The organism is Microbacterium sp. I2 (assembly GCF_051364985.1).
Classification (GTDB): Bacteria; Actinomycetota; Actinomycetes; order Actinomycetales; family Microbacteriaceae; genus Microbacterium.
In genome coordinates, this window is sequence record NZ_JBLWIH010000007.1 from 152,641 (window position 1) to 177,617 (window position 24,977).

26 protein-coding genes are annotated in these 24,977 nt (G+C 68.9%); 8 read left to right on the forward strand and 18 right to left on the reverse strand.

Going from position 1 to position 24,977, the window contains the following annotated elements; all coding sequences use genetic code 11:
* Window positions 1–73 precede the first annotated feature (73 nt).
* Window positions 74–283 (forward strand): hypothetical protein, encoded by a 210-nt coding sequence (locus tag ACLKM7_RS05780; RefSeq protein ID WP_436446211.1) that lies wholly within the window; start codon window positions 74–76, stop codon window positions 281–283.
* A 25-nt stretch (window positions 284–308) separates the two neighbouring features.
* Here ACLKM7_RS05780 and ACLKM7_RS05785 read toward each other — a convergent pair whose 3' ends face one another.
* Both ACLKM7_RS05785 and ACLKM7_RS05790 read right to left on the reverse strand, forming a co-directional pair.
* The gene (locus tag ACLKM7_RS05785) at window positions 309–1,151 is read right to left on the reverse strand and encodes an EamA family transporter (RefSeq protein WP_436446464.1); all 843 of its coding nucleotides are present in this window, start codon (window positions 1,149–1,151) and stop codon (window positions 309–311) included.
* Between the two features lie 38 nt (window positions 1,152–1,189).
* A complete protein-coding gene (locus tag ACLKM7_RS05790) occupies window positions 1,190–2,458 on the reverse strand; it encodes a serine hydrolase domain-containing protein (RefSeq protein ID WP_436446465.1) in 1,269 nt (422 codons plus the stop codon).
* An 80-nt stretch (window positions 2,459–2,538) separates the two neighbouring features.
* Here ACLKM7_RS05790 and ACLKM7_RS05795 point away from each other — a divergent pair, with 80 nt between their 5' ends.
* On the forward strand, window positions 2,539–2,865 hold the full coding sequence (locus ACLKM7_RS05795; RefSeq protein ID WP_436446212.1) for a DUF2470 domain-containing protein: 327 nt from the start codon (window positions 2,539–2,541) through the stop codon (window positions 2,863–2,865).
* A gap of 54 nt (window positions 2,866–2,919) precedes the next feature.
* Complete coding sequence (locus tag ACLKM7_RS05800) at window positions 2,920–3,573, forward strand: heme oxygenase (biliverdin-producing) (RefSeq protein ID WP_436446213.1); 654 nt, start codon at window positions 2,920–2,922, stop codon at window positions 3,571–3,573.
* A 391-nt stretch (window positions 3,574–3,964) separates the two neighbouring features.
* Here the strand turns inward: ACLKM7_RS05800 and ACLKM7_RS05805 are convergent, their stop codons facing one another.
* Both ACLKM7_RS05805 and ACLKM7_RS05810 read right to left on the reverse strand, forming a co-directional pair.
* Window positions 3,965–5,344, reverse strand: coding sequence for an ATP-dependent DNA helicase (locus ACLKM7_RS05805; RefSeq protein ID WP_436446214.1), 1,380 nt, complete (start codon window positions 5,342–5,344; stop codon window positions 3,965–3,967).
* A gap of 9 nt (window positions 5,345–5,353) precedes the next feature.
* A complete protein-coding gene (locus tag ACLKM7_RS05810) occupies window positions 5,354–5,869 on the reverse strand; it encodes a MerR family transcriptional regulator (protein WP_436446215.1) in 516 nt (171 codons plus the stop codon).
* A gap of 58 nt (window positions 5,870–5,927) precedes the next feature.
* Here ACLKM7_RS05810 and ACLKM7_RS05815 point away from each other — a divergent pair, with 58 nt between their 5' ends.
* Both ACLKM7_RS05815 and ACLKM7_RS05820 read left to right on the forward strand, forming a co-directional pair.
* Window positions 5,928–6,761, forward strand: a complete 834-nt coding sequence (locus ACLKM7_RS05815) for an NAD(P)/FAD-dependent oxidoreductase (RefSeq protein WP_436446216.1) — start codon at window positions 5,928–5,930, stop codon at window positions 6,759–6,761.
* Window positions 6,762–6,986: 225 nt separating this feature from the next.
* The gene (locus ACLKM7_RS05820; protein ID WP_436446217.1) at window positions 6,987–8,003 is read left to right on the forward strand and encodes a hypothetical protein; all 1,017 of its coding nucleotides are present in this window, start codon (window positions 6,987–6,989) and stop codon (window positions 8,001–8,003) included.
* A 32-nt stretch (window positions 8,004–8,035) separates the two neighbouring features.
* Here ACLKM7_RS05820 and ACLKM7_RS05825 read toward each other — a convergent pair whose 3' ends face one another.
* The 3 genes from ACLKM7_RS05825 to ACLKM7_RS05835 all read right to left on the reverse strand — a co-directional run bounded on the left by ACLKM7_RS05825 (window position 8,036) and on the right by ACLKM7_RS05835 (window position 11,201).
* Window positions 8,036–10,012: a cytochrome c oxidase assembly protein gene (locus ACLKM7_RS05825; RefSeq protein WP_436446218.1), complete on the reverse strand. Its 1,977-nt coding sequence runs from the start codon at window positions 10,010–10,012 to the stop codon at window positions 8,036–8,038.
* A gap of 101 nt (window positions 10,013–10,113) precedes the next feature.
* The gene (locus tag ACLKM7_RS05830) at window positions 10,114–10,401 is read right to left on the reverse strand and encodes an HU family DNA-binding protein (protein ID WP_019180462.1); all 288 of its coding nucleotides are present in this window, start codon (window positions 10,399–10,401) and stop codon (window positions 10,114–10,116) included.
* A 212-nt stretch (window positions 10,402–10,613) separates the two neighbouring features.
* On the reverse strand, window positions 10,614–11,201 hold the full coding sequence (locus ACLKM7_RS05835) for a TetR/AcrR family transcriptional regulator (protein WP_436446219.1): 588 nt from the start codon (window positions 11,199–11,201) through the stop codon (window positions 10,614–10,616).
* Window positions 11,202–11,333: 132 nt separating this feature from the next.
* Between ACLKM7_RS05835 and ACLKM7_RS05840 the strand changes: the two genes are divergently transcribed.
* A complete protein-coding gene (locus tag ACLKM7_RS05840) occupies window positions 11,334–12,173 on the forward strand; it encodes an alpha/beta hydrolase (RefSeq protein ID WP_436446220.1) in 840 nt (279 codons plus the stop codon).
* A 25-nt stretch (window positions 12,174–12,198) separates the two neighbouring features.
* On the opposite strand, the gene ACLKM7_RS05845 is transcribed toward ACLKM7_RS05840, so the two are convergent.
* From ACLKM7_RS05845 to ACLKM7_RS05880, 8 genes are all read right to left on the reverse strand, one after another.
* Complete coding sequence (locus ACLKM7_RS05845) at window positions 12,199–13,332, reverse strand: alpha/beta hydrolase (protein WP_436446221.1); 1,134 nt, start codon at window positions 13,330–13,332, stop codon at window positions 12,199–12,201.
* Window positions 13,333–13,477: 145 nt separating this feature from the next.
* Entirely contained in the window at window positions 13,478–13,783 is a 306-nt protein-coding gene (gene rpsN, locus ACLKM7_RS05850; RefSeq protein WP_127820367.1) for a 30S ribosomal protein S14, read from the reverse strand.
* Window positions 13,784–13,787: 4 nt separating this feature from the next.
* Window positions 13,788–13,958 (reverse strand): 50S ribosomal protein L33, encoded by a 171-nt coding sequence (gene rpmG, locus ACLKM7_RS05855; protein WP_005051772.1) that lies wholly within the window; start codon window positions 13,956–13,958, stop codon window positions 13,788–13,790.
* On the reverse strand, window positions 13,958–14,194 hold the full coding sequence (gene rpmB, locus ACLKM7_RS05860; protein WP_168913235.1) for a 50S ribosomal protein L28: 237 nt from the start codon (window positions 14,192–14,194) through the stop codon (window positions 13,958–13,960). The genes rpmG and rpmB overlap by 1 nt, the downstream gene beginning before the upstream one ends.
* Before the next feature lie 209 nt (window positions 14,195–14,403).
* The gene (locus tag ACLKM7_RS05865; protein WP_436446222.1) at window positions 14,404–15,393 is read right to left on the reverse strand and encodes an ABC transporter permease; all 990 of its coding nucleotides are present in this window, start codon (window positions 15,391–15,393) and stop codon (window positions 14,404–14,406) included.
* 4 nt (window positions 15,394–15,397) lie between these two features.
* On the reverse strand, window positions 15,398–16,918 hold the full coding sequence (locus tag ACLKM7_RS05870; protein WP_436446223.1) for a sugar ABC transporter ATP-binding protein: 1,521 nt from the start codon (window positions 16,916–16,918) through the stop codon (window positions 15,398–15,400).
* Window positions 16,915–17,910 (reverse strand): ABC transporter permease, encoded by a 996-nt coding sequence (locus ACLKM7_RS05875; RefSeq protein WP_436446224.1) that lies wholly within the window; start codon window positions 17,908–17,910, stop codon window positions 16,915–16,917. Before ACLKM7_RS05875 ends, ACLKM7_RS05870 begins: the two co-directional genes overlap by 4 nt.
* Window positions 17,911–17,982: 72 nt before the next feature.
* Window positions 17,983–19,080, reverse strand: a complete 1,098-nt coding sequence (locus ACLKM7_RS05880) for a sugar ABC transporter substrate-binding protein (protein WP_436446225.1) — start codon at window positions 19,078–19,080, stop codon at window positions 17,983–17,985.
* A 315-nt stretch (window positions 19,081–19,395) separates the two neighbouring features.
* Here ACLKM7_RS05880 and ACLKM7_RS05885 point away from each other — a divergent pair, with 315 nt between their 5' ends.
* The gene (locus ACLKM7_RS05885; RefSeq protein ID WP_436446226.1) at window positions 19,396–20,421 is read left to right on the forward strand and encodes a zinc-dependent alcohol dehydrogenase; all 1,026 of its coding nucleotides are present in this window, start codon (window positions 19,396–19,398) and stop codon (window positions 20,419–20,421) included.
* 61 nt (window positions 20,422–20,482) lie between these two features.
* Window positions 20,483–21,499: a zinc-dependent alcohol dehydrogenase family protein gene (locus ACLKM7_RS05890; protein WP_436446227.1), complete on the forward strand. Its 1,017-nt coding sequence runs from the start codon at window positions 20,483–20,485 to the stop codon at window positions 21,497–21,499.
* A gap of 25 nt (window positions 21,500–21,524) precedes the next feature.
* Here ACLKM7_RS05890 and ACLKM7_RS05895 read toward each other — a convergent pair whose 3' ends face one another.
* From ACLKM7_RS05895 to xylB, 3 genes are all read right to left on the reverse strand, one after another.
* A complete protein-coding gene (locus ACLKM7_RS05895) occupies window positions 21,525–22,394 on the reverse strand; it encodes an SIS domain-containing protein (protein WP_168913242.1) in 870 nt (289 codons plus the stop codon).
* Window positions 22,395–22,489: 95 nt separating this feature from the next.
* On the reverse strand, window positions 22,490–23,449 hold the full coding sequence (locus tag ACLKM7_RS05900) for a phosphotriesterase family protein (protein ID WP_436446228.1): 960 nt from the start codon (window positions 23,447–23,449) through the stop codon (window positions 22,490–22,492).
* Complete coding sequence (xylB, locus tag ACLKM7_RS05905; RefSeq protein ID WP_436446229.1) at window positions 23,446–24,951, reverse strand: xylulokinase; 1,506 nt, start codon at window positions 24,949–24,951, stop codon at window positions 23,446–23,448. Before xylB ends, ACLKM7_RS05900 begins: the two co-directional genes overlap by 4 nt.
* Between the last annotated feature and the right edge of the window lie 26 nt (window positions 24,952–24,977).

The window sequence follows — 24,977 nt, forward strand, 5'->3', positions numbered from 1 at the left end:
TCATCTCATCGGGGCGGGGCACCTGGGGACGGTGGCGCGTGACAGCGGAACCAGCCGTCGCTAGTCTCGCGGAATGGAGCTGCTGCCCCTTGTCGTCGTCGTCCTCGCCCTGACCGTGACCGCGGGGATGCTGACGGTGATGCTTCTCCGGCGTCGGCCAAGCGACCTCTCGTCTGGGCACGACGACTTGCGTCGCGTAGGAGACGACCCCGCACCGTCTCGCGGCGAGGCCGCCTCCCGTGCAGAGGGCGAAGCCGCCTGGATGCGCCCCTCCGGGGTGTGACGGTCACGCCCGTCTGCGGTCCGGGTCACGCGAGCGGCTCGGCCGCCTCGCGGGCCGCACGCGAGGACGATCGCACGGCGCCGATGCTCGCGGCGATCACCAATGCGATGCCGGCGACCTCGAGCCACGTCATATGCTGGCCCAGGAATACGAAGCCCGCCAGTGCCGCCGTCGCCGGCGCCAGGCTCATCAGGATCGCGAATGCCGCAGCCGGGAGTCGTCGCAGGGCCACCAGCTCGAACGCGTACGGGATCGTCGACGAGAGCAGCGCCACGGCCGCACCGAGCGCCACCAGCTCGATTCGCAACAGGGCGGCTCCGGCATCCGCGATCCCGAAGGGCAGGGCGATCACGGCGCCGACCGCCATTGCGAGCGCCAGCCCGTCCAGCCTGGGGAACGCGCGACCGACCCGTGCCGACGACAGGATGTAGAACGCCCAGCTCGCGGCGGCGCCCAGCGCGAACACGACCCCGAGGGGGTCGAGGCGGTCCCAGCCTCCGCCACCCAGCGCGACGACGCCGCCCAGCGCGAGCAACGCCCACAGCCACGCCGAGGCACGGCGGCTGGCCACGATCGACAGCACCAGCGGTCCGAGCACCTCGATCGTGACGGTGACGCCGAGCGCGAGCCGCTCGAGCGCGAGGTAGAACAGACCGTTCATGACCGCGAGCACGAGCCCGAAGAGCACCACGCCCGACCAGTCCGCGCGGGAATGCCCGCGCAGCGCTGGGCGGGCGATGAGCAGCAGCACGACCGCCGAGAACACCAGGCGCAGCATCACCATGCCGAGCGGTCCCACCTCGGGGAACAGCAGCACCGCGAGGGAAGCGCCGACCTCCTGGCAGGCGAGCCCGACGACGACCAGCATGATCGCCGGCGTCGTGCCGGCGCGACCGGTCAGCCGCGTCACTGAGGTGCCGGCGGCGCGCACACCGCCGCAGCGGCGATGGCGTCGCGGTACTGCTCCTGCGTCCACGGCAGGCCGGCCTCGGGCATCTCCTGGCCGTCGGCCGCATGGGCCTTCGATGCGATCGCCGCCAGCTGCCACGCCAGGTACCCGCCGACGGATTGGTCCGCGGCGGAGTTGTTCAGCACGACCGCGACCGTAAGCCCGCTGTCGGGGTCCGAGAACGCGGCGGTGATGTAGCCGGGGACCTTGCCGAACTGCCCGATCAGCGGCCCCGCCTGCATCGCCCCGCCTGCCGCCGTGTACCACGACGGCGCGTCGGGTGCCGGGGGCAGCGCGTCGGCGAACCGGTCCTCGTCGGTCACGATCGCGCCGGCGGCGAGCGCCTGCGCGTAGCGGCCGAGGTCGTCGATATCGGTGACCACGCCGGCGTCGGTGAAACCGATCGTCGACGATGCCCCGGTGAGATCCAGCGGCGCCGCACAGTCCAGCACACCCTCGGCGCCCGGCATCGCCTGCGCGCCGTCCAGAGCGGTGCCGGCGTCGAGCGCCCCGAGGTGGGTCGCCTCGAGATCGAGCGGATCGGCGACGTAGGCCTGGATGAGGTCGGCCGCCGACCTTCCGGTCGCGCGCTCGAGCGCCAGCCCGAGCAGGAAGTAGCCGGCGTCCGAATCGCGATACGCCACGCCCGGAGCCGCTTCGCGCGGCTGGCCCAGACCGAAGCTCGCCAGGTAGCGCGGGTCCCACATGCGGTTGGGGTTGGTGAGCCAGGTCGAGTACAGCTGTCCGGTGAAGGAGCCGATTCCCGAGGTGCCGTCGCACAGCTGAGCCAGGCTCACATCCGACAGGTCCGGCACGCCCGCGACGTACTCCGAGACGCTGTCGCCGAGCTTCACCGTGCCCTCGGCGGCCACCTTGTAGAGCACGTCGCACGTCATCGCGCGCGTGACCTTGCCGGCCCGGAACTGCAGCTCGGCAGTGACGTCTGCGCCGCCGTCGGGGCGCTCCGTGCCGAGCCCTGCCACCCAGCTGCCGCTCCACGGCGCCCACACGCCCACGATCGCCCCGGACGAGCCGGTGACACCCATGGCGTGGGTGACGGCATCCTGAAGCTGCTGGATCGTCTCGTCGGGCAGCGGCGCTTCGGCCTGCGGGGGAATGTCGACCTCGACCTGCTGGCCGAGCGAGCATCCCGCCAGCACGAGCAGGCACGCGACCACGCCGGAGACCGCCGCGACGGCGCGGTGTTTTCTGGAGCGGGTCCGCATGATCACCCCCCGATGCTCGTGCAATGAATTCAAACACACCGCGGTGGGCTCCGCCGTCCGGCGATCCGTAGGGTGGAGGGATGCCGCACCTCTTCGACGACGCCGTGCTCGCGGCGGTCCTCCGCCACATGAACGGTGATCACGCCGACGACAACCTGCTGATCGCCCGCGCGTTCGCAGACGCCGACGCGGTCGACCGCGGCGCGATCGCCTCGGCATCGATGACGGGCTTCGACGGCGAGGCCGGACGCTGGGTCGCGACCCTCGCCGACGGCACGACGGTCACGGTGGACGTTCCGTGGCCGGGCGGCCCGATCACCGAGCGCCCGGAAGTGCGGCGCGAGATCGTCGCCCTGTACGACGAGGCATGCCGGCGTCTCGGCGTCGAGCCGCGTCCCCACGCGTGACACCCACGCGAATTCGAGGTTAGGTCCACCTAACCTTTTCGCTACACTGGGCCCATGAGCGACCCGATCCCCTTCTCCGCAGCGCTGCGCGAGCGCTCGAGCCGGGCCCACTCGTCGAGCGAGCACGCCGGCTTCATGGCGGACCTCATGAAGGGCGAGGGGACCCGCGAGGACTACGTCAACCTCGTGGCGCAGCACTGGTTCATCTATGAGGCGCTCGAGCGCACTGCCAGCCAGATGCGCAACGATCCGGTCGCGCGGGTCTTCATCAGCGACAAGCTCACGCGGCTCCCCGCGCTCGAGGCCGATCTTGAGTTCCTCATCGGTCCCGACTGGCGCGATCGGATCGAGCCGCTGCCGACGACTCGTCGCTACGTCGACCGCATCGATCAGGTGGGAGCGACCTGGCCAGGCGGCTTCGTCGCCCACCACTACACGCGCTACCTCGGCGACCTGTCAGGCGGACAGTTCATCGGCCGCCTCATGTCACGGCGCTTCGGCTTCGAGACCAACGGCATCGGGTTCTACCTCTTCCAGGACATCGCCGACCCCAAGGCCTTCAAGGACATCTACCGCGAGCAGCTCGATGCGGCCCCGTGGGACGCCGAGGAGCAGGAGCGCGTGATCGACGAGGTGCTGCTGGCGTACCGCTTGAACACCGAGCTCTTCGACGACCTCGCCGCCGCGAAGGCCGCCCAGGTCGCCTGACCGCCCCGTGGCGCCGTCCCGAGGCCAGGGACGCCCCCGTCACCGTGGTTCGACCCCGCTCGGCCAGCGCGAAAACACCAGTCCGTCGCGCGACTCGCCGCCCACTCGACGGCTCCACCGGCGTGTCGCCGTTACCGACTGGTGTTTTCGCAGCACGTGGGGTGGCGGAGAAGGCCTCGGGATGCCTGAAGCAGGTCAGCCCTTCGGGGCGCCCTCCCGAGGCCCGGGACGCCCCCGTCACCATCGTCCTTCCCCGCTCGGCCGGCGCGAAAACAACAGTCCATCGCGCGACTCGCCGCCCGCTCGACGTGCCCATCGGCGTTTCGCCGTTACCGATTGGTGTTTCCGCACCACCTGGGGGCGGAGAAGGCCTCGGGAGGCCTGAAGCTGGTCAGCCCTTCGGGAGGACCGGGGTGGATGCCTGGGCGCGTACACCGGCCATGAACCGCTGCACGTCGGGGTCGACCTGGATGTCGCGCGGCCGCAGCGGCCGCGACAGGTAGAGGCCGTCGAGCGAGGTGAGCCGCGACAGTGCGACATACGTCTGCCCGGGTGCGAACGCCCCCGAGCCGAGGTCGATGATCGCGCGGTCATAGGTCTTGCCCTGCGACTTGTGGATCGTGACCGCCCACGCCAGGCGCAGCGGGAACTGCGTGAACTCGGCCACGATGTCGCGCGTCAGCTGCTTCGAGCCGGGGTTGTAGGAGTAGCGGTACTTCTCCCACACCGCCGGCTCGACGTCGAACTCCTCGCCCTCGACGTCGACCCGCACGCTCTCGCCCGCGATCCGCGTGACGGTGCCGATCGTGCCGTTGACCCACCGCGGCGGCTCCCCGAACGACCCGGTGTCGTTGCGCAGGAACATCACCTGTGCGCCGACCTTCAGCTTCAGCTCGATGTCGGCCGGGTAGGCGGCATCCCCGCGCCCGAAGTCCCCGTTGACCTCTGCCATCGCGGTCTGCTCGCGCCCGACGAGCTCGTTCAGGTGGCGCCGGTTGATGTTGTTGACGATGTCGTTGCGGGTCGCCAGCGTGATGATCGGATGCTCGCCATCGGAGGGGTCGGGCGGGGTGCGCGCGCCGGTGTCGTTGAGCACCTGCGCGATGTCGGCGGTGACCCGCCCGTACCGCACCGCATTCAGCATCGACTTGAAGGCGGGATCGGACTGGCGATGGATGTCGACGAGCTCCCGGATGTGCAGGTCGGCGCCATACGAGCCGACATCGAGGATGCCGTCCGTCGCTGTCTCACCCACCCACACCTTCGCGTCGAAGAACCAGAACGAGCGGTAATGGTCGCGCACATAGCGCAGCTCGTCGCCACGCGGCGGTACCGGGGCGAGCTGGTACGGGTCGCCGAACATCACGATCTGCGTGCCGCCGAACGGCTCGCCGCGGCGCCCGCGCGCCAGGCGCAGCGACCGGTCGATCGCATCCATGAGGTCGGCGTTGACCATCGAGATCTCGTCGATCACGAGGGTGTCGATCGCGTTGAGCAGCTTGCGTGTGGCGTCGTTCTGGGGCTCGTCGTGGGAGCCGATGATGCCCAGTGGCAGCTTGAAGAGCGAATGGATCGTCTGACCCTCGACGTTCAGGGCCGCGACGCCGGTGGGCGCGCACACGGCGATCTGCTTCGACGTGTGCCACGCCAGGTGCTGCAACAGCGTGGACTTGCCGGTGCCCGCGCGTCCGGTGACGAAGACGTGCTCGCGAGTGTCTTCGATGAGCCGGAACAGCGCCTCCTGTTCGGCGGAAAGGGGCGGCGTGGTCACCGATTCATGCTAACGACCGGATGCCGGGGCGGGGCGCCCCTCGCCGCCATCGGTGGACGGGATCCGGCTTTCCACAGGCGCCCCGAGCCACGGCTCCGCGCCCGGGGGAGGCTCTGCATCCCGCCACCGCCCGGTGCCGGCGACGACCTCCGCCATGATCGAGCGGAACCGCGGGCATGTGGTGATGTCGTGCGCGGTGCAGCGCAGGGCGTGCTCGGTCATGCGGCGGGACCGTTCCATGTCGGCCATGCGCTGCTCGAGGTCGGCGATGTGCTCCTCGAGCACGCGGTGGCGCTCGGGCGCCTTCTCGTCCAGCAGCACGCCGATCTGCTCGAGGCTCATGCCGGCGCGCTTGCTGCGGACGATCACGGCGACGCGCACGAGGTCGTCGTCGCCGTATCGCCGCCGGTCGCCCCCATCGCGCGCGGGACGCAGTAGGCCGACGTCTTCCCAGTGGCGCAGCACGTGGGTGGGCAGATCGAACCGCGCCGCGGCATCCCCGATCGACAGCTGACTTGACTTCATGTCGACATGAAGTCACACGATCGTCTCGGACGCAAGTCCACCGAGGGAAAGGACACCCATGTACGACGCGATCGTGATCGGCGGCGGCCCGGCCGGGCTTCAAGCGGCACTGACTCTGGGACGCATGCACCGCCGCGTGCTGCTGCTCGATTCGGGCGAGTACCGCAATGCGACGGTCGAGCACGCCCACAACCTGCTGACCAACGACGGCCGCGATCCCGCCGAGCTGCGCGCCCTGGCGCGCGCCGAGCTCGCCGAGTACGCCACTGTGGAAGTCCGCCAGGAAGCCGTCGAATCCGTGTCTGGCACCGCGGGCGAATTCTCGGTCGCCACCGCGCGCGGCACCGAGAGCGCCAGACGGCTGATTCTGGCGACGGGCGTCCGCGACGAACTGCCACCGGTGCCCGGCCTGGCCGAGCAATGGGGCCGGCGGGTCGCGCAATGCCCGTTCTGCCACGGCCACGAGTTCGCCGGTCAGGTCATCGGGGTCGCCGTCGCGGGGGAGCACGCGCAGATGATCGAACGGATGCTGCGCCCCATCGGATCCGCCGTTGTCATCGTCTCGCCGGCCGACCTGGCCGCGGTGCATTCGGTCGACGACGGGCTGGAGCTCGAGCGCACCGACGGCACACGTGAGCAGGCGGCAGGCCTGTTCATCTCGCCGACTCCGCACCAGCGTGCGCCGTTCGCCGCCCAGCTGGGGTGCGGCATCCTGCCCAGCGGCGGCGTCGAGATCGACGGGTTCGGCTGCACGACGGTGCCCGGCGTGTACGCCGCGGGCGACATGGCGCACACCGCGGCGATGCCGGGGCCACTGGTCTCGCTCGCCGCCGCGATCGCTGCGGGGCAGATCGCCGCGGCGGCGGTCGTGCGCGAACTCATCGCGGACTAGAGGGTGGGCGGGGTCGTCTGGTTGGGGCCGAAGATGACGTCCGCACAGGACCTTCGCGGAACGGGTTCCTAGACTGGTCGCGTGGAGCCAGGGGCGGTGGAGACGCACTCCGGTCACGCGGGGGCGTCGCCGGGCGTCGCAGCGACCCCGCCCGCGGCCGCTTCACCGTCGACCCCACGCCTCATCCAACCGCCGCGCAAGCCGCGCGGGCGCGCGCGTCTGGCCGTGGACCTCACACTTATGGGTGTCGTGGGGCTGCTCCTCGTGGCCGCCGTTCCGGCGACATGGGGTGCCCTCGAGCGGCAGTTCTACAGTCCGACCGCGTTCGTCGAACGGTACCTCGGCATGCTCGCCGACGGCGACGCCGCACAGGCCCTCGCGGTGCCCGGCGTGGCGGTCAGCTCCGCCGAGCTCGAGGCGGCGGGCCTGCCGGCGACGGCGAACGAGGCACTGCTTCGCGAGGCCGCGATCGCGCCGTTGCGCAACGTGCGGGTCGTGGGCGAGGAGGTCGACGGCGACATCACGCGTGTCACGGTCGAGTATGACGCGCGCGGCTACCCCGGCACCACCACGTTCGCAGTCGAGCGCGACGGCGCGATAGGCCTCGCACCGACGTGGCGCTTCGCGACCAGCCCGCTCGCTGTCATGAACCTGCAGGTCGCGGGATCCATGCAGTTCGACGTCAACGGGTTCACGATCGACAAGCGCCAGGTCTCACCGAATGGGGCGGATGCCGACCCCATGGCGCCCGTGCCGCTGCTGGTGTTCTCACCGGGGCTGTACTCGGTGTCGGTCGACACGGCGATCTCGAGCACCCCCGGCGTGGCCGTGCTCTCGGACATCCCGTTCGACGCGATCCCGGTGCAGGTGCAGGCGCAGGCCACGGACGAGTTCGTGGCGGTGGTGCAGGAGGAGGTCGAGAAGTTCCTCACCGCGTGCACGACGCAGGAGGTGCTGCAGCCGACCGCCTGCCCATTCGGGTACTTCGTGCAGGACCGCATCGACTCGCTGCCGAAGTGGTCGATCACGCAGCAGCCGACCGTCGAGGTGACTCCCGACGGCGCCGGGTGGAGCATCCAGCCCGCCGAAGCGGTCGCGCACATCGAGGTCGAGATCCGGTCGCTGTTCGACGGCAAGGTGCGCCCCGTGAGCGAGGACGTGCCGTTCATCGTCAAGGGTTCGATCACGGTCCAGCCCGACGGCCGTGTCTCGATCGTCGTCACCGGCCCCGACACCCGCTAGACCGGACACCCGGGGCCCGTCGCCCCGATGGCTCAGCCGCGCGTGCGGGCGTCGCGCTCGGCGAGGGCAGCGAGCCGCTCGTTGTAGGCCTCGAGCTCGGCGTCGCCGGTCCGGTCCGCGTGCCGGTCGCGGCGCTTCGTCTCGCGCGCGTCGCTGCGGCTCCACTGGATCGCCACCGTGATCGCCAGGATCAGTGTCGGGATCTCGCCGATCGACCACGCGATGCCGCCCCCGATGTATTGGTCCTCGAGCGGCGTGGCACCCCACGTGCGCCCCATCGAGCCGAACCACTCGGCGACCATGAGGCCCTCCTGCATCATGATGGCGATGCCGAAGAAGGCGTGCATCGCCATGATGCCGATGAGCAGCACCAGCCGGCCGGGGTAGGGCAGCCGGTAGGGCACGGGGTCGATGCCGATGAGGGTCAGCACGAAAAGGTAGCCCGTGAAGAGGAAGTGGGCGACCATCCACTCGTGGCCGAGGTGGTCGTACAGCGACCAGCGCAGCAGGTCGGTGTAGTAGAAGACCCACAGCGAGCCGATGAACAGTCCCGCCGCGATGAACGGATTGGTGAGGATGCGCGCCACGGGCGAGTGCACCGCCCACAGGATCCATTCGCGACCGCCGCGCGTGCCGTCGTCGCGCTTGCGGATGGCGCGCGCTGCGATCGTGACGGGCGCACCGATGACAAGCAGCAGCGGGATCGCCATGGTCAGCAGCATGTGGCCGACCATGTGCATGCTGAACAGGTAGTCCTGGTAGACGTTGATCACACCGCCGGTGACCCACACCAGCAGCAGCCAGCCGGCGACCCATGAGATCGTCCGCGACAACGGCCACGCGTCGCCGCGCAGCCGCAGCCGGCGGACGCCCGCGAGGTAGAAGAAGACGGCGAAGCCGGCGACGATCACCCAGAGCAGGTCGATGTTCCAGGCCGTGAGCCAGCGTTCCGCGGTGAGCTCGACCGGCAGCGGCGCCTCCGTCAGGCGCTCCGCGGGCGACAGCACCTCGGGCAGCAGCACCAGAGACGGCGGGGGAGTGCGGGCCAGTGCCGCAGCCGCCCCGCTCGCGACGCCCATGAGCACGAGCTCGAACGTGATCAAGGTCCAGAAGGCGCGGGATGCCGCATCCGTGCCCAGTCGCCCGATCAGGCGTGATCGGTACCAGGCGCCGAAGAGGCCGAGCGCGATCAGGGCGACGATCTTCACGCCGAGGATCGCACCGTAGGGCGAGATCAGCGCCGACCAGTCCTGCAGGCCGAGTGCGGCGCGGACGGTGCCCGAGACGGCGACCACGGCGAAGGCGGCGAGCGCGATGCTCGAGTACCGGGCGACGGTCGCCGTCAGGTCTTCGCGGGACTGCAGCGGGCGCACGATCACCAGCAGGAGCAGTCCGCCCAGCCACACCGCCGCGGCGATGATGTGCAGGATCAGCGCGGTCATGGCCTCGTGGTGGAAGGCCTCCTCGCCGGAGTGGCCCTGCGTGCCCATGGGCACGAGCGAGGCCGCCGCGAGGATCGCGACGAAGAGCGTGGCGGTCCACGACCGCACGGCGAACGTGAGCACCGTGAGCGCGGCGCCGGCGATCGTGGTGATGAGCCACGTGCGTCCGCCCTCGAGCTCGACGAGATAGCGACCCAGGAGCGCTCCGAACTCGGGGCCGGCGTCGATGGCGGGGTTGTACGCGGCGATGAACGTGAGGAAGCCGGTGGCGGCCGAGGCGAGCGTGAAGATCGCAGCCGAGATGGATGCCGTATCGAGGGCGATGTCGAACTCGCGGTCGCCGGCTCGGAGCGTGAACAGCGCGGTGACCAACACGCCGACCATGCCCGCCGCCGACAGGTTGACGAACAGTTTCGCGACAGGAAGCCCCCACCGCGCGATAGGTCCCGGGTCGCCGATCGCGAGCGGCGCCGCGCCGCCGCCGAAGGCCAGCGCCCACACCAGGACGACGAGCGCGGCCGCGACGAGGATCGCGGGCCCGGCGGCCCGCAGCGCGCGGGAGTTCACACGTCCCAGCCTACGTGGACCTCCTCAGCTCTCCGGTCGTGCGGCAAGGCAGAAGGGGGATGCCGCGGGTCGCGGCATCCCCCTTCGAAAGGTCTGTCGGGTTACTTGACGGCAGCCTTGAGCTTCGAGCCTGCGGTGACCTTGACGCGCTTGCCGGCGGGGATCTTGATCTCTTCGCCGGTCTGCGGGTTGCGGCCGGTGCGAGCCGACGTGGCGACCTGCTCGAACGAGAGCCAGCCGGGGATCGAGACCTTGCTGCCCTTGGCGACTGCCTCGGAGACGGTGGAGAAGAGGGAGTCGAGAACGCCCGAGACGGCGGACTGGCTCTGCCCGGTCGCGCTCGCGATGCTCGCAACGAGCTCGGTCTTGGTGATGGACTTGTCAGCCATTTGGTTTGTCCTCCAAAGACGACTCATCGCCGTCTTGTCATTGCTCGGACCGGACGGCATCGCCCCCCGGCTGGTCTTGTTCGACCGGTCCCGAATGTACCCGACAATGCCGACAAATCCGCGTATTTCCGCGGTTTTCTGACGGTCGACACGGCGTGTCGTGTGACTGGAGTGACAAATGTGACGAAAGTGAAGTGCACGCGGTCCGAAGTTCACTCTCGGTGGGACGCGATAACCTCACGTGCCGTGCGCGCGAAGGCGGGCGCCACGCGGTCCTGCCCGTCGAGATAGCCGCCGACGAGGGCGGCGTCGCGCAGCAGCACGAGCGCCGCCGCGACCTCCTCAGCATCCTGCAGCCCGGCGCCCGTGGCGAGTTGCTTCAGCGTCCCGCGGAACCACTCGCGATGCTCCGCGATGAGCTCCCGCACCGGTCCCTGCGCGGGATACTCCGCGGCCGCGTTGATGAAGGGGCAGCCGCGCGTGTGCCGGTCGCGGATATCCTGCGCGATCCCCTGTACCACGAGATCGAGAAGCACGTCGGGATCGTCCGAGGACTGCGCGGCCTGCGCGAACAGCGCCCTGAGCGCCTCGTCCTCGCCCTCGAGGTAGGCGAGCACCAAGCCCTCCTTGCCCTGGAACTGCTTGTACATCGTCGCGCGCGTGACGCCGGCCGCCTCGATGATCCGGTCGACACCGACGGAGTGGATGCCCTCGCTGTAGAAGAGGTCGGTCGCGGCGGCGAGCAGTCTCTGCCGGGCGGAAGAGGGGCGGGGTGCCGCGGCATCCGTCATGGTCGTCATCTGTGGGCCTCCGGCCTCCATCGTCGCATCCTCTGCTTCTTACGGGAATGTCTTGTGTAGATAGAACGTTCGGTCTACTATCAGATTACCTCGTCCGGACATGCCGGGCGCCGCACTGGCAAGGAGACAGAAATGAACACCACGACCAAGGCCCCGATCGTCCTCATCCACGGTCTCTGGATGACCCCGAAGAGCTGGGACACGTGGGCCGAGCGCTTCCGCGCCGCCGGACACGACGTCATCGTGCCGGGCTGGCCCGGCATCGACGACCGCGAGGTCGCCGACATCCGCCGCAACCCCGAGGCGCTCAAGGGCATCGGCTTGAAGCAGATCGCCGACAACTACGAGCGCATCATCCGGTCATTGCCGCAGAAGCCCATCATCATGGGCCACTCGTTCGGGGGAGTCCTCACGCAGATGCTGGCCGATCGCGGTCTCGGCGTCGCGTACGTCGGAGTCGCTCCCGGGCAGACCGCGGGTGTCACGACGCTGCCCTTGTCGACGCTGTGGACGGGGACTCCGATCCTCTCCAACCCGTTCGGGATCAATGGCGCCAAGCCCCTCAGCAAGCGCCACTTCCACTTCACCTTCGGCAACGATCTCAGCCGCGCCGAATCCGACCGGCTCTGGGACGAGTACGCGGTCAACTCGTACAACCGCGTGTTCTTCGAGGGCGTGACGTCGGTGCTCAACGAGAAGGGCGGCGTCACCCACGTCGACTACGGCCGCACGGATCGCGCCCCGTTGCTCGTCATCACCGGCGAGATCGACCATGTCGTTCCGCCGGCCATCGGCAAGGCACTCGTGAAGAAGTACCGCGCGAGCGGCAGCCCCGCGATCGTCGAGTACAAGGAGTATGCCGGCCGCACCCACCGCCTCGTCAGCCAGGACGGATGGGAAGAGATCGCCGACTACGCCCTCGAGTGGGCGACCAGCCACGCTCAGACCGAGACCGCAGCCTCGGGCCGGTGAGCGTCGGCCCGCACGGCGGCCCGCGTCAGGCGTGGAGACGCCGGAGCGCGGCGACGACGTCGTCGTGCCAGCGCCGGGCGGCGGGTAATGCGCCGGCGAAGATGGGGGTGTCGTGCGTGACGCCCTGGTACCGCACGACGCTCGCATCGACGCCGGCACGGCGCAGCGCCGCGCCGTACGCGTCGCCGTCGCCGCGCAGCGGGTCGTGCTCGGCGGTCAGGATGACGGCGGGCGGAAGGCCCTCGTGCGACGCGGCGAGCAGCGGCGACGCATAGGCCTCTCGAGCCTGTCGCGGGTCGGCGAGATAGGTGCGCGCCACCGAGCGCAGCTCGCGCAGAGCGATGAAGCGCGGGATGCCGAGCGGCCGTGTGGCCCGCAGGTCGAGGTGGCGGCCGGTCAGGTCCACGACGGGCACCTCGAGCAGCTGCAGGCGCAGCGGGTGCCGGGCGCGGTCCCGGTTGACCAGCGTCAGGGCAGCCGCGAGGTTCGCGCCCGCCGACGTGCCCGCCACGCCGATGCGCCTCCGGTCGATGCCCAGGTCGTCCACGGAGGCGAACAACCACTCCAGCGCCGCGTACGCCTGCTCGACCGCGACGGGGTACGGGTACTCGGGCGCGAGGGCGTAGTCGACCGCGGCGACGACGACACCGGCATCATGCGCACGACGCCGATGCGCGGCATCCGTCGTCGGATACCCGATGCCGCCGATGCGGAAGGCTCCCCCGAAGAACGAGACGACCCCCGGCAGCCCGTGCACCGGCGGATCGCCGCGGTCGGGGTGATACACGCGCACCTGGACCGCGGGCCGGCCGTCCACCTCGACGACGTGCTCGGTGGTTCGGACCGGCGGTCCCGCCATTCCGACCTTGTGCAGCTCGCGGCGATCCCACGCGAGAGCGGCCTTGCGGTGCCGTGCCCGCGCGCGAGCGTGCGGGCCGAGCGGCGGGTCGGAATCCCCCGCCGCCGCAGATCCCGTGCCCTTCGGCTTATGGGCCGTCGTCTTCGCGGATCCGCCGCCTCCCATCCCCATCGCCGGAGCCGGTCCCTTGGCGAAGGGCCACAACGCGCTCAGCCGCGAGCGCACCGATCCCAGTGCCTGGTCGAACAGGTACTTGCGGTGAACGCGCAGGCGCTCTTCGAAGAACGGATCGAGATCCACCGGCCCCTCCCGTGTCGGTTGAGTCAGAGCTTAGAGCCGCGCGCTCGGGCGCGCCCCTGGCTTGACGTCGGCCGTAACCCCGCTGCGGTACGGCGAAGGCCCGGAGTTCCGAGGAACTCCGGGCCTTCGAGGCTTCGTGCTGGGCTTACCAGGACGACTTGGTCACGCCGGGCAGCTCGCCACGGTGCGCCATGTCGCGGAAGCGGACACGCGAAATGCCGAACTTGGTGAGGACACCACGGGGGCGTCCGTCGATGACGTCGCGCGAGCGCACGCGCACGGGCGATGCGTTGCGGGGCAGCTTCTGCAGGCCCACGCGAGCGGCCTCGCGCTCCTCGTCGGTCGACGTCGGCGACACGAGCGCCTTCTTCAGCTCGGCGCGCTTGGCGGCGTAGCGGTCGACGACCACCTTGCGCTGCTCGTTGCGCGCGATCTTGCTCTTCTTGGCCATGAGATCAGCGCTCCTCTCGGAATTCGACGTGCTTGCGGATGACCGGGTCGTACTTCTTCAGCACGATGCGGTCGGGGTTGTTGCGGCGGTTCTTGCGCGTGACGTAGGTGTACCCCGTGCCCGCGGTGGAACGCAGCTTGATGATCGGACGGACGTCCTGAGCCTTCTTCGCCATTAGAGCTTCACACCCTTCGCGAGGAGGTCCTTGACGACGGACTCGATGCCGCGCGCGTCAATCACCTTCATGCCCTTCGCCGACACGTTGAGCTTGATGTTGCGGCCCAGGGACGGAACGAAATAGGTCTTCTTCTGCACGTTCGGGTCGAAGCGGCGCTTCGTCCGGCGGTGCGAGTGCGAGATGTTGTGACCGAAGCCGGGAACTGCTCCAGTCACCTGGCACACTGCTGCCATAGTGATGTCTCCTTAGTACCGTGTGACCGGACGGCCACACCCAAGATCCCTTGTCTGCACCCCACGACTCGGTCCGCCGAATCCGGCGGGTGAGGGAGTGGGATACGAACTGCGTGCTGGAGTGCGCGCAGACAAAGAGTCAGTCTAGCACGGGCGCCGCGGCGCTTCCGCGGACCACTGTCGGCCCGGGCGTCGCCGGATCCCCGCCCCTACTTGACCGTCTTGAGGCGGCTGCGGTCGATCGTGAGCAGCACCGCGCCGATGATGACCACGCCGTAGACGATCTGCTCGTAGGTGGGCGGCACGCCCATCGCGGTCAGCCCCACCCGCAGGACGACGATGATCAGTGCACCCACGACGGTGCGGATCGGCCCGCCGACACCGCCGGTGATGGCGGTCCCGCCGACGATGACCGCGGCGATCGCGGGAAGCTGCAGGGTGTCCGCGAGCGTCGGCCCCCCGGCATGCTGACTGGCAGCCAGGACGACGGCGGCGAAGCCTGCGAACAGGCCTGAGAGCGTGAACGCGAGGACGCGCGCGCGCAGGGTCGAGCCACCCGACATCAAGACGGCCGGTTCGGCAAGCCCCATGGCATGCAGACGGTTGCCGCGGCTGAAAAGCGTGAGAACCAGCGCAACGATGATTGCGAGCGCGATCGCGAGGATGCCCGAGACCGGCATCTGCGCGATGCGCAGGTCGGTGATCCAGCCGATGACATCCCAGTTCTCGCTGATGCGCACCGTCGAGGCGCCCGAGATCAGCAGGCCGAGACCCGAGAGCAGCCCGAGGGTGCCGAGCGTGACGATGAAGGACGGAATCTGGAAGAAGGCGACCACGATGCCGTTGAAGAACCCCACCATCGCGGCGACAACGACCGCCAGCAGGACGCCGATTGCGCCAAGCTCGCCGATCCACAGCCCGATGAGCACCGTGGTGAAGGAGGCGATCACAGCGAAGGACAGGTCGATTCCGCCGGTAAGAATGACGAACATCTGACCGAGCGCGAGGAGGAGGATCGGCGCCATGCTCTCGAGCAGGCCGCGGATCCCGGGGGCGCTGACGAAGTTGGGCTGACGCAGCGCGACCGCAGCCACGAGCGCGACGAGCACCAGCAGGGGCACGATGCGCACGAACAACTCGCGAGTGGACTGCTTCCGCACCACGCTGATCATGGTCGTGGTCGTTGTCATATCGGTCATGGGGTCACACCATCTGCTCGACGAGGTCGACGGGCAGCGGCTTGCTGCCCGGTTCGGCCGTGAAACGCTGGGCGACGCGCCCGTCGCGCATCACGATGATGTTGTGGCTGAGCGAGATTGTCTCTTCGAGCGAATCTCCCAGCAGAACGACGGCCAAGCCCTCGGCGCACTGTTCGCGGATGAAGTTGTAGACGTCCTCCTTCGCGCCGACGTCGAGGCCCCGCGTCGGGTGATCGAGGATGAGTACGCGCAGCTTCGGTGAGATCAGCCACTTGGCGAGCACCACCTTCTGCTGATTGCCGCCAGACAGGTTCGAGATATTCGTCCGCTCATCGGGAGTACGCACCCGCAGCTTGCCGATCCAGTCCTTGGCGAGGGCCCTCGCTCTGCCCCGCAGGAGGATCGGGCCGGCACTGACGGGGCTGGGGTCGGCGAGGAACACGTTCTCCTCCACGCTCATGCCCTCGGCGATGCCCTCGATGCGGCGCTCCGCGGGGACATAGCCGAGACCGGCCCGGACTGCGGCGACGGGAGACCCGAACGACACCACCCTGCCATCGACGACGATCCGGCCGCCGTCCTGAGCCTCGGCCCCGAACAGCACGCGGCTGAGTTCCTCGCGACCCGATCCGACCACGCCCGCGATGCCGAAGACCTCGCCCTGGCGCACCTGGAACGACACATCCTCGAAGCCACCACGACGCGTCAGCCCCTCGACTTCCAGCACAACGGGATTGCCCTCAACCGATCGCTGGAGATCTTCGCGGTAGAACTCGGCCGAGCTGGCACGACCCACCATCAACGTGTGCAGGGTTTCGACGTCTGCGTCAGCGGCGTTCATCTCGCCCACCGTTCGGCCATCCTTGAGCACGTACACGCGGTCGGAGACACGGAGGACCTCATCGAGCCGGTGTGAGACGAAGATCACACTGGCGATCTTGCGCAGGCGTTCGATCTGCTCGAAGAGAGTCTCGAGCTCGGCGCCCTCCAGCACGCTCGTCGGCTCGTCGAGGATGATCACAGGCGCCGAGCTGGATTCCTCCTCGACGTGCAGAGCCTTGGCCAGCTCGACCATCTGACGCTGCGGGAAGCTGAGCTGCTCGACCACCGTCGAGGGGGAGATCGGCGAAGCGATCCTGTCGAGCTGTTCCTGGGCGTCGCGGTGAAGCTTGCGCCAATTGTAGAAGCCGCCACGTATCGCGGTGCCTTCGGCGCCGAGCAGGATGTTCTCGGCGACCGAGACGCTCGTGACGAGCGACTGCTCCTGGTGCACCATGCCGACGCCGGCCTTGGCGGAATCTCGCGCGGTGCGGAACGAGACCACGTCGCCATTCCGCAGGACTTGCCCGGCGTCAGGCTGGTAGATGCCGGTGAGGATCTTCAGCAACGTCGACTTGCCGGCGCCGTTCTCCCCGATGAGTCCCACGACCTCGTTGGGCCGGACTTCGAAGCTGACGCCATCGAGTGCCACGACGTTCTTGAATCGCTTGGTGAGGTCGCGGACCTCCAGTGCGGGAACGCTCACTTGATCACCCGAATCCTTCTGCGAAGTCGCCATCCGGTGGCGGCGACGGCGACGATGATCACGGCGCCCTGCACCGCGATCTGGACCGACGAGTCGAACCCGACGAGGATCAGTCCGTTGGCGAGCACGACGAGGATGCCGACACCGACGAGGCTGCGCAAGACACCGCCCCGCCCGCCGACCAGCAGTGTGCCGCCGAGCACGACGGCGGTGATGGCGGCGAAGAGCGCGTCGCCGCCGATCTGCGGCGAGCCGACACCGAGCTGCATGGCCGAGAGAGAGCCGGCGAGACCGGACGCGAGTCCGGCGAGTACGAAGGCAGCGACCTTATAGGGGCCGACCGCGATCCCGGACAGCTTCGCGATCGGCTCGTCGCCGCCGATGACATAGCCGTAGCGGCCCACCTTCGTATAGCGCTGCACGCCCCACGCGGCCGCGACGACCAGGATCGACACGAGGAACAGCAGGGGTACCGGACCCCAGGACCCGGTTCCCAGCGTGCGGAAGCCCTCGTCGATCAAGCGCGGTGCGCGCCCGCCGAAGAGGACCGTCGCCACGCCGATGCCGATCGCCCCCGTTCCCAGGGTCGCCATGAACGAGGGGATGCCGAGTCGAACGTTCAGCAGACCATTGAGGATTCCGAACGCTCCTCCTACAAGCGTCGCGATCAGCAGCGCGCCGAATCCCAGCGAGATGTCGTTGCGATCGTTCTGTGCGAGGAGGACGAATACGAGCGACGAGGTCGCCATGACGCCCGACACCGAAAGGTCGATGCTGCCGAGCAGGATGACGAACGTCATGCCGGTAGCCACCACGATCGGGATGCTCAACTGTGTCAGCAAGATCGAGAGGTTGCCCTGCGAGAGGAAGATCGGGCTCACGAGGGCGAAGACGAGGACGAGCACGACGAGGGCGATGAGCGGCCCTGCGTCGGCGAGTCGATGACGCCAGACCGACATGGACACGGATGCGGTCGCCTTCGTGTGTGACATGGACTCTCCTGTGTACCTGCGCGACGAGCGTATGTGGAGGCCGCTGTCGTGCGGCCTCCACACGATGGACTGCTACTCGATCGGGCCTTGGGGGCGCAGCCAAGGGTCGTCGAAGTCGGGCTGGATCACCGACAGCTCCGGCGCCTGGGTGAAGTCACCGACGTTCTCGGCGGTCACGACGGTCTGCGTGCCGTAGAAGGCGCGCTCCTCATGGCTCAGCTCGGCGACATCGATCTCGCCCGTGGCCGCCTTGTAGGCGAGCGACAGCCCTGCCCCGCCCTGCCACCACGGGTCGGTCGACACCGTCGCGAGGTACCCGGTGGACTCGTCCTGGATCGCCTCGAGCGCCTCGGGAACCGCGTCGAAGCCGACGATCGGGACCTGGCCCTGCAGACCAGCGGCGCGCAGCGCCTCGAGCGCGCCGAGCGCCATCTCGTCGTTGGCAGCCCAGATTCCGTCGATCTGGTCGCCGTACTTGGCGATCAGGGTCTGGGCGACAGTGAGGCCCTGAGAACGGTCGAAGTTGCCCGCCTGGTCTTCGAGCAGATTGATACCGGGGTGGGCCGCGAGGGCGTTCTGGAGTCCCTCGAAGCGCTGCTGCGCGGCGACGTTGTCGAGAATGCCCTGGATGGCGATGATGTTGCCGGACCCACCCATGTTCTCGAACAGGGTCGTGGCGACCTCCTCGCCGCTGACGCGGCCGTCGAAGGAGATGTGCGCCACCCAGTTGTCGCCGATGTCCCACGGGTTGAGGTCGTCGGGCTTGCTCCACTGCGTCACGACGTAACCGCCGGCATCTGCGACGGCGCGCACGATGGCTTCGGTGTCGGACGACGTGTTGGGGTCCACGTTCAGCGCGTAGACCTGGCCGGCGGCACCGAGTGCGCGCACCTGCGACAACTGACGCTGCGAGTCCGCCTCGTCCGTGATCACGTTCACCTCGAGGCCTACTGATTCGCCGAAGAGATCGCCGCCGTCGACCCAGTTCGCGTGGTACGAGTTCGACAGGCTGCGCACGCCCTCGTACAGGGCGACATCACCGCCCTCGGCAGTGGCGCCGGCGTCATCCGACGCCGAGCTGCAGCCTGCAAGCATCATGCCCGCGGTGGCGGTGACGGCGGCCGCAGCGAGCGCGAGGCGCCTGCGGCGCGTGAATCCAGACATCTTCATCGATTCTCCTTGTGATCAGTGACACCCGTGTCACCCCGGGGATGCGAGAACCTCCTCGCGGCCCGAGTTCTCGGCCCATCCTTCGGGTGATCAGGACGTGCGGCCGTGGTGCATATCGTTGAGAGCGACCCGTGAGCGGACGATCTCCGTCGGGGCCGAGCGAGCACCCCACATCACGTAGTTATACTACACAAAACCTACATTGACGCAAGCCGCCGGGCCAAATAGAACGCATCCTCGGCGAGGATAGGTAGTCATGCTACATTCCTAGAGATCGAAAGCCTCGGCCCTCGCGCCATCCGCAAAGGAGCAACCATGTCCGGGAACCGTCGCCGCGTGCTCATCCCCAGCCCCGACGTCGTCGAAATCGTCACCGAGGAGCGGGCCGAACTCCTCCCTGGCGAGGCGCTCGTCTCGTTCCGCCTGGCGGGAGTGTGCGGGTCTGATACGCACGCGATGCATGGCCACCACCCGCAGATGACGCTGCCGTACTACCCAGGGCACGAGGTTGTCGGGATCGTGGAAGAGGTGGCCGAGGGAGTGGATGCGTCGCTCCTCGGCGCCCGGGTCACCCCCGAGCCGACCCTGCCGTGCGGCCAATGCAAAACGTGCCGCCGCGGCAACGAGAACGTGTGCGAGAACCTGGAGTTCTTCGGCTGCGGCTTCCGCGAAGGCGGCATGGCAGACACCTTCACCGTGCGGGCCGACCGTCTGCACGTCGTGCCGGAGGGCTTCACCGACGAGCAGGCGATCCTCATCGAGCCGCTCGCCACCCCCGTTCATGCGACCCGGTTGGCCGGCGACCTGACCGGCCGCGCAGTGCTCATCCAGGGGTGCGGCACCATCGGGCTTCTCATGCTGGCCGCTGCCCGCCACGCAGGTGCTCGCCGCATCGTCATGAGCGACGTGCTCGCTTCCAAGCGTGCCTTCGCCGAACAACTGGGCGCCGACGCGACCGTCGACGCGCTCGCAGAGGACTTCCCGGGAGCGGTGCTCGAAGCGCTCGGCGAGACCGCCGACGTCGTTTTCGACTGCGTCTCGATTCCCTCGACCGTCGAAGCCGGCCTCGCCGTTCTCGCCAAGGCCGGGAAACTGGTGACCGTCGGCATCCCGACTCGGCCGGTGACCATTCCTCTCGCGCAGGTGCAGGACGCCCAGCAGTCGATCCTGGGAGCCGCGACCTACGTGGCCGAGGACTACCGCATCTCGGCCGAGATCATCGGCAGCGGCGCCGTCGACACGAACGTCATGGTTTCGGCGTCATACCCCTTCGAGCGGGCCGCCGAGGCATTCGCCCAGGCAGCGACCGGCGAGCAGGTCAAGGTCGTCATCACCGCGTGATCAGGTGGGTGGTGTGCTCGCGCCGCCCGGTCGTCGGGAAGTCCCGACAGAGGAGGAAGACATGAAGGCGATCGTGTTCCGTGAAGGCTCGCAGTGGGCCGTTGAGGACGTTCCGACGCCCGAGCCCGGCCCGGGTGAGGTGCGTCTGCAGATTCTGCGCACCGGCGTCTGCGGCACCGACGAGCACCTGCTCCACGGCGGATTCATCGCCACGCTTCCGCTCATCCCCGGTCACGAGATGCTCGGCCGGGTAGACGCGATCGGCGACGGCGTCGACAGTCGCCTCCTGGGGTCGACCGTCGCCGTCGACAACACCATCCACTGCGGCGAATGCGAACCCTGCCTCTCTGGGCGCCATCTGTTCTGCGAGAATTTCGTATCCCTCGGCTGCAACGCGCCGGGCGGTTTCGCCGAGTACACCGTCGTGCGGGCGGCGAAGACCTTCGTCGTGGACGACCTCGATCCGGTGACGTCGACCTTCGCTGAGCCGACCGCCTGCGCGATGCACGGCGCCGACGTGCTCGCGCTGCGACCGGCCTCCGACGTGCTGATCTTCGGTGCCGGCCCTACCGGATTGATCCTCGCGCAGCTCCTCAAGGCATCGGGCGCTGCCCGCGTGGTGGTTGCGGCTCCCACCGCATCAAAGCTCGAGCTGGCCGAGTCGCTGGGCGTCGACGTCACCGTGCAGGTCGACCGCACCGATCCCACCGGCGCGGAGGCCGAGCTTCGCGCGCTTGCCCCGCGCGGGTTCGACGCCGTGGTCGAGGCGACCGGTTCCATCTCGGTGCTCGAGTCGGCGGTACGCCTCACGGCGACCGGCGGCACGGTCCTCGTTTACGGCCTCGCGGCCGAAGACGCGCGGGCGGCGATCAGCCCATACGAGATCTTCAGTCGCGAGTTGACCCTCAAGGGCTCCTTCGCTCAGGCGTTCACGATGCGCCGCGCGATCGACGTCCTGCGCTCCGGAGCCGTGCGCACGGATGGGATCATCACGGACACCGTGGGTTTCGACGACTTCGGCCGCGCACTCGCGAACCTCCACGACTCATCTCAGATCAAGACCGTGTTCGTGCCCTGAACGGCGCCCGCCGCGGACGAGCAGATCAGACGCGCTTGGTGCCACGGAAAACCGCGAGCTCGTCCTTCATGCGCGAGAGTCGTTTCGCATGATCGGCGCCACGGCGCAGTGAGACCGCTGTGGCGAGCACATCGATGACGACGAGGCCCGCGATCCGGCTCACCGTCGGGGTGACCATGTCGGTGTCTTCGAAGGTCTTGACGACGATCGGGATGTCGACGAGTTTGGCGAGCGTGTTGTCGTCGTCCCCGGTGATGCCGATCACGACGAGGCCGTGATCCTTGCCCTGTCGCACGATGTCGAGGAGGGCCTTCGTTCGTCCGGTGTTCGAGATCGCGACGAGCACGGAGCCGGCCGGCGCCATGGCCACGGCCATGAACTGCTGGTGCGGGTCGGGCGGAGCCGTCGCGGGGATGCCGAAGAGGACGCCCTTCTGCTCCGCGTCGCTCGCGATCAGGCCCGATGCGCCCAGACCCGCGAGGAGCATCGCCGGTGCGGCCAGAATCGCGTTCACGGCCTGCTCGAGCCGGTCGGAATCGATGTAGTGCCGTGCGCGGTCGAGGCTGGCGATCGTGTGATCGAACATCTTGGTCGCAACGAGCGAGACGGGTTCGTCGGCGCCGATCGCCGAGACGGTGGCAGGGCGGCCCAGAGCGACCGATTGCGCGAGGGCGAGCTTGAACTGCTGGAAGCCGTCGAATCCGAGATTCGTGCTGAATCTCATGACAGTCGGTTCGCTGACCCCTGCCGCCTCGGCGACGGCAGCCATCGTCGAGCCCACGACGAATTCTGGATTCTCCATGACGAGGTCCGCGACGGACTGTTCCGATTTGCGCAGCCGCCCGCGCTCTCCGGCCACGTACTCGCGCAGCGGCACACCTGGATCGAACGCCACCCGTTGCCCCTCGCTTCCACGGCCGCTTCGCCGCGGCGCCTCGTGCCTCAGGCTATCGCGTGCGCGCGGCGGCTCCGGCCGTGTTCTGCCCGATCTCACCCGCTGGCCGAATCGCCGGAAAGGGCGAGCAGGCGCGCCGGATTGCGGGTCAGGATGTCACTGAAAGCATCGTCGCTCACGCGCTCCGCGAGGCGAGGGAGGAAGCGCAACGGGAGGTATTCCAGTCCCGGGATGCCGCCGTACGCCCGATACCGGGTACTGCGCGCGACGTCCCCGCCGATCACGATCCTTGTGCCGCCGCCGCGCGCGACCACGTCGGCGATACACGCGATGATGGCGGAGTCGGGGGACTCGCGGTGCCGTGCCGGTCCGTCGAAGCCCAGGTAGGCGCCGCGGCGGGCGAGCTCGGCGTGAAGCCCGGCGTCGAGGTTGCGATCGATGTGCGCGAGCACGACGCGGCGCGGCGCGATGCCCTCGGACTCCAGGTGGTCGAGAACCTCGTGCGCGGCCGAGCCGTGCTCGAGGTGGACCATGATGGCGCAGCCGGTCGCGCGCGAGGCGATCGCTGCCGCGATGAGCGCCTTCTGCTCGAATTCTCCGATGCTCCAATAGCGTGCCGCAGCCTTGACCACTCCCGCACGGATCGGGTCTCCGTCAGGCGTGCGGGCCATCCCTCCATCGTCGGTGCGCATGCCCTCAGCGATCTCTGCGGTGAACCGCTCGCCCAGGTCCTCGGGCGTCGCATCCCGCAACGGGTGGTCGGCGGCGTAATGCCCGCCGTGGTGCAGGCCGGTCGTGTGCACCAGGTGCATACCGGTGGCCGCACTGATGCGCGCAAGTCCCTCGGGATTGCGGCCGAGCCCGAGGGGCGTCGCCTCGACCATGGACGTAACCCCGCCGCGCAGCATCCGTCTCGCCTCCTCTGCCGACAGGGCCTCGTCGTCGAGTTCGTCGCCTGAGAGGAGCGGGGTCGCCTGGAACAGGTGCTCGTGGTAGTCGACCACTCCGAGTGCCGACGGTGGGACGTCGCCGAGCACGGTCCGCACGACGTTCATCCGCGCCTCGCGTCGGCCGTGGCGTCGAACCAGGGCTCGAGCCGCGCGTACGCATCCCGGAATTCCGCGTACTCCGCCCTCGATGCCGCGTGACGCGCCATGTCGGGAGTACGCGAGGACGCGCGGGTGGAGAAGCCGAGGGTGGCGTCGAAGTCGTCGAAGACGCCCACACCGACACCCGCGACCACCGCGGCGCCGACGGAGCCCGCCTCGTCGATCAGGTCACGCACGCTCACCGGCACACCCCATGTGTCGGCGAAGATGTCGAGTAGGAGGCCCGCGTTCGCAGCACCGCCGATGGCGTCGATGTGACCGACGGCGATGCCGTTGTCGAGGAAGGCACGGATGCCCGTGTAGAGGTTGAAGGCGACCCCCTCGAGCACGGCGCGCGTCAGATGTCCGCGTCCATGGTGCATGTGGATGCCGACGAACGCGGCGCGCGCGTTGGGGTTCCAGTACGGCGAGCGCTCGCCCAGCAGATGTGGCAGGAAGTACAGCCCTTCTGACGCCGCCTCGGCGGCCGCCGCGTCGCCGAGCAGCTCGGCGTAACGATCTGCCTGCGCTGGCGAGAGCGTGTCGGTGATCCACTGCAGCGAGGCGCCGCCGGTCTGCATCGTGGCGGTGGGCACGAACCGCCCGGGGATGACGTGGTTGAAAGTCATCGACCGCATGAGCGGGTCGAGCAGCGGAGCCTCGGCGCTGACCGAGACCCACGACGACGATCCGAGGTATGCGTAAGCGCCCGAGCTCGGATCGATGATCCCGGCGCCGAGGGCGGCCATCGGTCCATCCCCGCCGCCGATGACGACAGGAGTGCCCGCGGCCAGGCCTGCCTCGGCGGCCACGTCAGCGCGAACCGTGCCGATGACCGTGGTCGATTCGACGATCTCGGGAAACAGCGCGCGATCGACTCCTGCGGCGGCGAGGAGCTCGTCCGACCATTCGCCGCCGAGCTGGTCGTAGGCGTTCGTGCCCGACGCGTCTGAGCGGTCGGTGATCTGCACCCCGGTGAGCCGGTACGCCAGGTAATCCTTCGCCTGCAGCGTCTTGTCGATCCGCGCGAACGCTTCGGGCTCGTTGTCGCGCAGCCACATGAGCTTCGGCAGCGAATACGTGGGGTTCAGCCGGTGTCCGGTAACCGCATAGCCCCGGTCCATCCCGACACGATCGATCAGCAGGGCGCACTGCGCGCGCGATCGCGTGTCGGCCCAGATCATCGCCGGACGCACGAGTTCGCCGTGGATGTCGACGGGCACAACGCCCATCATCTGGCCCGAGAACGACACAGCGTCGATGGATGTCGCGGGAGTGCCGGTGCGCTCGAGCAGTTCGCGGCCCGCCTCGCACATCGCCCGCCACCAATCGTGCGGATCCTGCTCTGCGCGTCCGTCGGCGCCGAAGTCGGCGTCGTAGCGAGCCGTGACCGACGCCACGAGCACGCCGTCGTTCGACACGAGCGTGGCCTTGTCCCCGGTCGTGCCGAGGTCGTGCGAAACGATCATCCGAAACTCCTCCGTCTTCCCCCGGC

Excerpts from the sequence above, each read along its gene's own strand:
- ACLKM7_RS05780 (WP_436446211.1), top strand. The coding sequence starts at position 74 with ATGGAGCTGCTGCCCCTTGTCGTCGTCGTCCTCGCCCTGACCGTGACC.
- ACLKM7_RS05785 (WP_436446464.1), bottom strand. The coding sequence starts at position 1,151 with ATGCTGGTCGTCGTCGGGCTCGCCTGCCAGGAGGTCGGCGCTTCCCTC.
- ACLKM7_RS05790 (WP_436446465.1), bottom strand. The coding sequence starts at position 2,458 with ATGCGGACCCGCTCCAGAAAACACCGCGCCGTCGCGGCGGTCTCCGGC.
- ACLKM7_RS05795 (WP_436446212.1), top strand. The coding sequence starts at position 2,539 with ATGCCGCACCTCTTCGACGACGCCGTGCTCGCGGCGGTCCTCCGCCAC.
- ACLKM7_RS05800 (WP_436446213.1), top strand. The coding sequence starts at position 2,920 with ATGAGCGACCCGATCCCCTTCTCCGCAGCGCTGCGCGAGCGCTCGAGC.
- ACLKM7_RS05810 (WP_436446215.1), bottom strand. The coding sequence starts at position 5,869 with ATGAAGTCAAGTCAGCTGTCGATCGGGGATGCCGCGGCGCGGTTCGAT.
- ACLKM7_RS05815 (WP_436446216.1), top strand. The coding sequence starts at position 5,928 with ATGTACGACGCGATCGTGATCGGCGGCGGCCCGGCCGGGCTTCAAGCG.
- ACLKM7_RS05830 (WP_019180462.1), bottom strand. The coding sequence starts at position 10,401 with ATGGCTGACAAGTCCATCACCAAGACCGAGCTCGTTGCGAGCATCGCG.
- ACLKM7_RS05835 (WP_436446219.1), bottom strand. The coding sequence starts at position 11,201 with ATGACGACCATGACGGATGCCGCGGCACCCCGCCCCTCTTCCGCCCGG.
- ACLKM7_RS05840 (WP_436446220.1), top strand. The coding sequence starts at position 11,334 with ATGAACACCACGACCAAGGCCCCGATCGTCCTCATCCACGGTCTCTGG.
- rpsN (WP_127820367.1), bottom strand. The coding sequence starts at position 13,783 with ATGGCCAAGAAGAGCAAGATCGCGCGCAACGAGCAGCGCAAGGTGGTC.
- rpmG (WP_005051772.1), bottom strand. The coding sequence starts at position 13,958 with ATGGCGAAGAAGGCTCAGGACGTCCGTCCGATCATCAAGCTGCGTTCC.
- rpmB (WP_168913235.1), bottom strand. The coding sequence starts at position 14,194 with ATGGCAGCAGTGTGCCAGGTGACTGGAGCAGTTCCCGGCTTCGGTCAC.
- ACLKM7_RS05865 (WP_436446222.1), bottom strand. The coding sequence starts at position 15,393 with ATGACCGATATGACAACGACCACGACCATGATCAGCGTGGTGCGGAAG.
- ACLKM7_RS05875 (WP_436446224.1), bottom strand. The coding sequence starts at position 17,910 with ATGTCACACACGAAGGCGACCGCATCCGTGTCCATGTCGGTCTGGCGT.
- ACLKM7_RS05880 (WP_436446225.1), bottom strand. The coding sequence starts at position 19,080 with ATGAAGATGTCTGGATTCACGCGCCGCAGGCGCCTCGCGCTCGCTGCG.
- ACLKM7_RS05885 (WP_436446226.1), top strand. The coding sequence starts at position 19,396 with ATGTCCGGGAACCGTCGCCGCGTGCTCATCCCCAGCCCCGACGTCGTC.
- ACLKM7_RS05890 (WP_436446227.1), top strand. The coding sequence starts at position 20,483 with ATGAAGGCGATCGTGTTCCGTGAAGGCTCGCAGTGGGCCGTTGAGGAC.
- ACLKM7_RS05900 (WP_436446228.1), bottom strand. The coding sequence starts at position 23,449 with ATGAACGTCGTGCGGACCGTGCTCGGCGACGTCCCACCGTCGGCACTC.
- xylB (WP_436446229.1), bottom strand. The coding sequence starts at position 24,951 with ATGATCGTTTCGCACGACCTCGGCACGACCGGGGACAAGGCCACGCTC.